The organism is Amycolatopsis sp. NPDC003861 (assembly GCF_053605405.1).
On sequence record NZ_JBSGJD010000358.1, the window covers coordinates 1 to 7,461 of the forward strand.

Consider the following 7,461-nt stretch of genomic DNA (forward strand, 5'->3'; position numbering starts at 1 on the left):
CCGATCTGGATCTCGCGTGATCGGGGCCGGAACCGACGAGTTCCGGCCCCGATCACGCGAGTTACGGGCTTCAATCACGCGAGATCCGGGCTCAATCACGCGAGTTACGGGCCTAGTCACGTGAGTCACGGGCCCGGTCACGGGTCAGAGGGTCTTCTCCAGGCGGCCGGCGAGGAGCTTGATGAACCGGGACGGGTCGGCCAGCTCACCGCCCTCGGCCAGCAGGGCCATGCCGTAGAGGAGTTCGGCCGTCTCGGCCAGGCCCTCGTCCTCCGGGCGGGCGGCGTGGGCCTCGCGCAGCCCCGAAACCAGCCCGTGCTCCGGGTTGAGCTCGAGGATGCGCTTGATCGGCGGCAGCTCCTGCCCCATCGCGCGGTACATCTTCTCCAGCGTCGGGGTCAGGTCGTGGGTGTCGCCGACGATGCAGGCCGGCGACGTCGTCAGCCGCGACGACAACCGGACCTCCTTGACCGTGTCGCCCAGCGCCGTGCCCATCCACGACAGCAGGCTCTCGAAGTCCTTGTTCTGCTGTTCGCGGGCGACCTCGGTGGCCTTCTTGTCCTCCTCCGACTCGAGGTCGACCTGGCCCTTCGCGATCGACTGGAACTGCTTGCCGTCGAAGCCCGGCACCGAGTCGACCCACATCTCGTCGATCGGGTCGGTCAGGACCAGCACCTCGAAGCCCTTGGCCCGGAACGCCTCCATGTGCGGCGAGTTCTCGATCGCGGACCGCGATTCGCCGGTCATGAAGTAGATGTGCTCCTGGCCGTCCTTCATCCGCGAGACGTAGTCACGCAGCGAAGTCGGCTTCTCCGCGTCCTGCGTCGAGGCGAACGACGAGATCTCGAGGATGGCCTCGCGGTTCTCGAAGTCGTCGAGCAGGCCCTCCTTGACCGCGCGGCCGAACTCGCGCCAGAACGTCGCGTACTTCTCGGCGTCGGCGGTCATCATCGTCTTGACCGTCGAGAGGACCTTCTTCACCAGGCGACGGCGGATCAGCTGGATCTGCCTGTCCTGCTGCAGGATCTCCCGCGACACGTTCAGCGAGAGGTCCTGCGCGTCGACCACGCCCTTGACGAACCGCAGGTACTCCGGCACCAGCGACTCGCAGTCGTCCATGATGAAGACGCGCTTGACGTAGAGCTGCACCCCGCGCTTGCGCTCCCGCAGGAACAGGTCCATCGGCGCGTGCGAGGGCAGGAACAACAGCGCCTGGTACTCGAACGTCCCCTCGGCCTGCAGCCGGATCGTCTCCAGAGGGTCCTGCCAGTCGTGGCTGACGTGCTTGTAGAACTCGTGGTACTCGTCCTCGGTGACCTCGCTCGACGAGCGCGCCCACAGCGCCTTCATCGAGTTGACGGTCTCGGCCTCGTCGCCCTCGCCCCGCATCCGGATGGGCCAGGTGATGAAGTCGGAGTACTTCTTCACGATCTCGCGGATCTTCGCCGCGGACGTGTAGTCGTAGAGGTGGTCCTCGGTGTCCTCGGGCTTGAGGTGCAGCGTGACCGCGGTGCCCTGGGGCGCGTCCTCGACCGGCTGGATCGTGTAGGTGCCTTCGCCGGTGGACTCCCAGCGGACGCCCTCGGCGGTGCCCGCGCGGCGCGTCACGAGCGTCACCTTGTCCGCGACCATGAAGCTCGCGTAGAACCCGACGCCGAACTGCCCGATCAGGTCCTGCGACGCCGCCGCGTCCTTCGCCTCCTTCAGCTTGGTCAGGAAGTCGGCGGTGCCGGACTTGGCGATCGTCCCGATCAGGGCGACGACCTCCTCGCGCGTCATGCCGATGCCGTTGTCGCGGACCGTGAGGGTGCGCGCTTCCGGATCGGTCTCGATCGCGATGTGCAGGTCGCCGGTGTCCGCCTCGAGGTCCTTGTCGCGGTAGGACTCCAGCCGCAGCTTGTCGAGGGCGTCGGAGGCGTTGGACACGAGCTCCCGCAGGAACGTGTCCTTGTTCGAATAGATCGAATGGATCATCAGCTGGAGCAGCTGACGCGCTTCCGACTGGAACTCCAGCGTCTCGATCGGGGCAGTCACTTCCATCCCTTTCCGCATGTCCGGCGGCCGTTGTTGGGTCGATCCTACCGAGCGGGTCCGACAGTCCGGGACCGCGCACTTTATGAACGCAATCTAGGGACCGGCGACTCCCGGTGTGATGCTGGCCACGCCCCGCTGTCGATCAAGGAGGATCGAGTGCCCGGACGCTTGCCCCGCTGGGCGGCCGTGTTCGCCGCCGCCTGTGCCCTGACCACCGCTTTCGCCGCGCCCGCCGCCGCGGCGGGCGTCGCCGACCGCCCCGTCCCGACCACCGGCTGCGGGCGCGCGCCCGGCTTCCCGGCCGGGGTGACGACCACCCGGCACGTCACCTCCGGCGGCCTGGACCGCGAGTACACCGTCCACCTGCCGGCGCACTACCGCCCGCACCGGCCGTACCCGCTGGTCCTGTCCTTCCACGGGCACAAGCGGACGTCCCAGTACCAGGAGGAGCTGTCCGGGTTCTCGGCGCTGGACGCGATCGCGGTCTACCCGCAGGGCCTGATCGGCACCGACGGCGAATCGGCCTGGACCGGCGCGCCCTATTCGGCCGCCGCGGACGACGTCCTGTTCACCAGTGACCTGCTCAACGCCCTGCAGCGTTCCCTGTGCGTCGACCCGAGCCGGATCTACGCCGCCGGCAAGTCCAACGGCGGAGGGTTCGCTGGGGTGCTGGCCTGCCGCATGGGCGGGCGGATCGCGGCCTTCGCGCCGGTGTCCGGGGCCTTCTATCCCCAGGGCGGCGCCTGCACGCCCCGCCGTCCGGTGCCGGTCCTCGACTTCCACGGCACGGCGGACACGACCATCCCCTACACCGGCAACCCGGCGAAGGGCCTGCCCGCGATCCCGGACTGGCTCGCGGCTTGGTCCACAAGGGACGGTTGCCGCCCGGCCCCGGTGTCGTGGACGCCGGTCGCCGGGGTCGTCGCCGAGAAGTGGCTCGGCTGCGACCGGCGCGGCGCCCTGGAGCACTATCGCGTGGAAGGCGCCGGGCACGTCTGGCCCAGCACCCGGCCCAACAACGATTCCGCGACGCCGACGGTAATCGACGCGACGCCGGTCATCTGGCGGTTCTTCCGCGCGCATCCCCTGTGGTGAAACGCGATTGACGCAGGTCAGGCCGCTCGGCGACGATTGATTCCACCAGGCGGGAAAGTCCCGCGTCCCCATCGTCGCCACGGAGTGCGCTGTGAAGGTGCTTGTCCTCAACGCCGGCTACGAGCCGCTGCAGACCGTCTCGGTCCCGCACGCGATCCGCATGCTCGTGCGCCACGTCGCCGAGATCCACGAGGCCGAGGAGGGTCTCGCCTACGGGCTGTTCCCGCGCCCGAAGATCGTGCGGTTACTGCGTTACGTCGTCATGAAGTGGCGATATACGCAGCCGCCGCGCTGGTCCCGGCGTGGCGTGCTGGTCCGTGACGGCCACCGCTGCGCCTACTGCGGGCAGCGCGCCACCACGATCGACCACGTGACGCCGCTGAGCCGCGGCGGCGCCCGCACCGACTGGCTCAACACGGTCGCCGCGTGCGGCGGCACGGCCCGCAGCTGCAACGCCCGCAAGGCGGACAAGCTGCCGGCCGAGGCCGGGATGAAGCTGCGGTTCACGCCGTACGTCCCGGCGTGGGACCAACTGCACCGGCCCGGCACCTGAGCACGGCCTGTCCGTCGGCACACCGGCGGGCAGGCCGTTAGGCTCGAACCGATCGCCACCCGCATCCGTGTGTCCCGTGTGCGCTGGGGAAGGCCGGGGAGGTCGCCGTGACCGACGCAGGAGAGCTGATCGCCGGGCGCTACCGGCTGGCCGAGCGGATCGGCCAGGGCTCCATGGGCGTCGTCTGGCGCGCCCGCGACGAGCGCCTGGACCGGGTCGTGGCGATCAAGCAGCTGGACTACGACGCGGCCATCGGACCGGCCGCCGGCGACCAGGCGAACCAGCGGGCCCTGCGCGAAGCACGGCTGACGGCCCGCCTGCGGCACCCGCACGCGATCACGGTGCACGACGTCGTCGAGGCGCCCGGCGGGCCCTACCTGGTGATGGAGTACCTGCCGTCGCGCAGCCTGGCGGAGCTCCTCCTCGACCGCGAGACCCTGCCCGCCGAGGAGGTGGCGCGCATCGGCGCGCCGATCGCGTCGGCGCTGGCCGCCGCGCACGCCGAAGGGGTCGTGCACCGCGACGTCACCCCCGGCAACGTCCTGCTCGGCGAGTCCGGCGTCGTCAAGATCGCCGACTTCGGCATCTCCCGCGCCACCGGCGAAGGCACCGTGACCGGCGGCGGCTTCATCGCGGGCACGCCGGCGTACCTGGCGCCCGAAGTCGCCGGTGGCCGGGAAGCCGGGTACCCGGCCGACGTCTTTTCCCTCGGGGCGACGCTCTACCGCGCGCTGGAGGGCATTCCCCCGTTCGGCAACGAGGACAACGCGATCACGTTGCTGCTGCGCATCGCCAAGGAGGAGACCATCCCGCCGCGGCACCGCGGGCCGCTCGCCGAAGTGCTCACCCGGATGCTCCAGCGGGACCCCGAAGCGCGCCCGGCCATGGCGGAGGTCCAGGAGCTGTTCGAAGCGGTCACCGGCGGCCGTCCCCTGCCGCCGCCGCGGCCGCGGCCCCGCGCCGGAACCCGGCTCCTGCGCGTCCGCCGTCCGCGCCGCCGGCTCGTCCTGGCGGGCGCCGCGGGCGCGGTGCTGCTGGCCCTCGGCGTGGTGATCGGTACGGCGATCGTCCCGGACAGCACGCCGGTGGCCGCACCGGTCCCGTCCGCTCCCCCGAGCTCCAGCCCCGTCCCGACGACGCCCGCCGATCTGGGCTGTGCCGCCCGCTACGAGGTGACGAACTCCTGGCCCGGCGGCTACCAGGTCCAGGTGACGGTGCGCAACGACCGGACGGCGGGCCTGTCCGGCTGGAGCGTCCGCTGGCAGCTGCCCGCCGGTCACCGCATCAGCGGCTTGTGGAACGGCACCTTCTCGGTCGATGGTTCCACGGTGACGGTCGAAAACGCCGCCTGGAACGCGAAGCTCGACGCGGACGCGACGACGACATTCGGCCTGATCGCCCTGACGCAGAACGGAAGTGACGACGCCCGCCCGGCGCTCACCTGCCGGACGCTCTGACCACGGGAGGCCCGTTGAAGCCCCACCACGTCCGGGACCGGCGCCGCTCGATCCACTTCGACGGCCGGACCGTCACCCTCAAGGTCGCCACGAAGGCGCTGGGGTTCCTCCCGGACGACCGGCCGCACCGGTTCCGGGTCGCGAAGCTCATTGACGTCAAGCACCGGGAGGCGACCAGCAAGGATGTCGGCGAGATCGTCTTCGTGGGACCGGAAGGCCACACCGAGATCGTCGCGAACGTGCCGATGGGGTGCGATAAACTGCCGGGCAACACCTTCCGCTACGGGCGCGACAAGCTCGCCAAGGTCAAGGAGTTCCTGGAAGCCGTCGAGCAAGCCCGTAAGAAGTAGCGGCGCTGTCCAGCCGGTCCAGCACCGCCCGGACGTCCGGCCGCCGCGCCAGGCCCGCCCGCGTCACCGCGAACACCTTGCGCGTCAACGGTTCCCGCAGCGGGTGCAGGCTGACGCCGAGCGGCCCGCCGGGCAACGCCATGGCCGGCACCAGCGCGACGCCCGCGCCCGCTGCCGCGAGAGCGACGAGCACGGCGAAGTCCGCGGATTCCGCGGCGATCTCCGGCACGAACCCGGCCGCGCCGCAGGCCCGCTGGATCATCGCGTAACACGACAGGTCGGCCGTCGGCACCAGCCACGGCCGCCCGGCGAAGTCGGCCAGGTCCACCGGTTCACCGCCGGCCGGCCCCGGCGACGCCGGGTCGCGCGCCAGCAGGACCGGGTCTTCGAGCAGGCTCCGCTCCGCGCACCGGGGCGGAATCTCCCGCGGCAGAAGCGAATAGCCGTGCACCACCGCGATGTCGACGTCCTGACGAAGCAGCGCTCCGAGGGCGGCGTCGGGCTCCTGCTCCACCAAGCGCAGGGAGACCGGCCCACCCCACGCCCGCGGCAGGAGCTGCCGGGCCGCGGAGGCGAAGGCCGCCACGCGGACCGTGCCGGTGCCACCGTTCCCGGCCGCCGCGGCCAGTGCCGATTCCGCGGCGGCGAGGTCGTCGAGGATGACTTCGGCGTGCGAGAGCAGCAGCCGTCCGGCCGGGGTGAAGGCGAGCGTGCGGCCGCGTTTCTCCAGCAGCGGGACGCCGGCCTCGCGTTCGAGCGCGGCCAGGTGCTGGGAGACGGCGGGCCCGGTCAGGTGCAGGGCCGCCGCCGTCGCGGCCACGGTCCGGTGCTGGGCGAGTCCGTGCAGGACGCGCAGGCGACGCAGCTCCAACATGAAGTCCGGCTTCCTATTCGGGCAAGAAAGAGTAACTGGTACTTCAGCATCCTACCGCTGACGATGGGCTGGTGAAGCTGAAAGCGACCGCGGCACTGGCCGTCACCGTCGTCTTGTGGGCGTCGGCGTTCCCCGCGATCAAGGTGGGCCTCGACGGCTACGGCGTCGCCGGGCTGTCGTTCGCCCGGCTCGCGGTGGCGTCGGCGGTGCTGCTGCTCGCCGCGCCCGTGCTGGGCGTCCGCCGTCCGCGCCGCGCGGACCTGCCGGCGATCGCGGGGTGCGGGCTGGCCGGGATGAGCGCCTACCAGCTGCTGCTCAACTGGGGTGAGGTGCACGTCCCGGCGGGCACGGCGAGCCTGCTCGTGTCGGTGGCGCCGGTGTTCAGCGCGCTGCTCGCGGCGGCGTTCCTGGGTGAGCGGCTGACCACGGCGAAGCTGCTGGGCAGCGCGGTGGCCCTCGGCGGCAGCGCACTCATCGCCACGGGTGGCGGCCTGGGCTATTCGGCCGCGGCGTGGGCCGTGCTGGCCGCCGCGGCCGTCCAGGCGGTGTACCACCTCGGGAGCAAGCCGTTGCTGCGGCGCTACACCGGGCTCGAGGTTGCCTCCTACGCGATGTGGGCCGGGACGCTGTTCCTCGCGCCGCTCGCGCCCCAGGCCGTGCACGCCTTCGCGAGCGCGCCACCGGAAGCGACGCTGTCCGTGGTGTTCCTCGGCGCGTTCCCGTCGGCGGCCGGGTTCGTCGCCTGGGGGTACGCGGTGGCCCGGCATTCGCTCACGGTCGCGACCGCCGCCCTCTACCTCGTGCCCGCGGTGGCGCTGGCGGTGGCGTTCGGCTGGCTCGGCGAGCGGCCGACCTGGGTGGATCTCGCGGGTGGGGTGCTCAGCGTCGCCGGCGTCGTCCTGATCGGGACCACGGTCCGTCGTTGGGCCGGTCAGGGTAATTCGGAAGAGATCGACAACGCGGCTCAACGGCCGGGGCGCCCGGCTCGTCGGTAGTGGTGATCGATCACCACACGGAGGTGCCAGTGCGAAGAACATTTTCGGTGTTCGCGGTCCTGCTCGCCGGTGCGGCGGGCGTGGCCGGGCTCGCCCCGCCGGC

At 71.4% G+C, this 7,461-nt stretch carries 7 protein-coding genes; 5 read left to right on the forward strand and 2 right to left on the reverse strand.

The window, feature by feature from the left end:
• Positions 1-144: 144 nt before the first annotated feature.
• Positions 145-2,034, reverse strand: a complete 1,890-nt coding sequence (gene htpG, locus ACWEVN_RS44655; RefSeq protein WP_452055324.1) for a molecular chaperone HtpG — start codon at positions 2,032-2,034, stop codon at positions 145-147.
• Positions 2,035-2,190: 156 nt separating this feature from the next.
• Here htpG and ACWEVN_RS44660 point away from each other — a divergent pair, with 156 nt between their 5' ends.
• From ACWEVN_RS44660 to ACWEVN_RS44675, 4 genes are all read left to right on the forward strand, one after another.
• Entirely contained in the window at positions 2,191-3,129 is a 939-nt protein-coding gene (locus ACWEVN_RS44660) for an alpha/beta hydrolase family esterase (protein WP_452055325.1), read from the forward strand.
• Positions 3,130-3,220: 91 nt separating this feature from the next.
• Positions 3,221-3,682 (forward strand): HNH endonuclease, encoded by a 462-nt coding sequence (locus ACWEVN_RS44665; protein WP_310975663.1) that lies wholly within the window; start codon positions 3,221-3,223, stop codon positions 3,680-3,682.
• Positions 3,683-3,789: 107 nt separating this feature from the next.
• Positions 3,790-5,139 (forward strand): protein kinase domain-containing protein, encoded by a 1,350-nt coding sequence (locus tag ACWEVN_RS44670; protein ID WP_449682952.1) that lies wholly within the window; start codon positions 3,790-3,792, stop codon positions 5,137-5,139.
• 14 nt (positions 5,140-5,153) lie between these two features.
• Entirely contained in the window at positions 5,154-5,489 is a 336-nt protein-coding gene (locus tag ACWEVN_RS44675) for a hypothetical protein (protein ID WP_449673683.1), read from the forward strand.
• Here the strand turns inward: ACWEVN_RS44675 and ACWEVN_RS44680 are convergent.
• Positions 5,446-6,363 (reverse strand): LysR family transcriptional regulator, encoded by a 918-nt coding sequence (locus ACWEVN_RS44680; RefSeq protein ID WP_452055326.1) that lies wholly within the window; start codon positions 6,361-6,363, stop codon positions 5,446-5,448. The two genes, ACWEVN_RS44675 and ACWEVN_RS44680, sit on opposite strands and share 44 nt — an antisense overlap.
• 71 nt (positions 6,364-6,434) lie before the next feature.
• Here ACWEVN_RS44680 and ACWEVN_RS44685 point away from each other — a divergent pair, with 71 nt between their 5' ends.
• A complete protein-coding gene (locus ACWEVN_RS44685; RefSeq protein ID WP_452055327.1) occupies positions 6,435-7,358 on the forward strand; it encodes a DMT family transporter in 924 nt (307 codons plus the stop codon).
• Positions 7,359-7,461 lie beyond the last annotated feature (103 nt).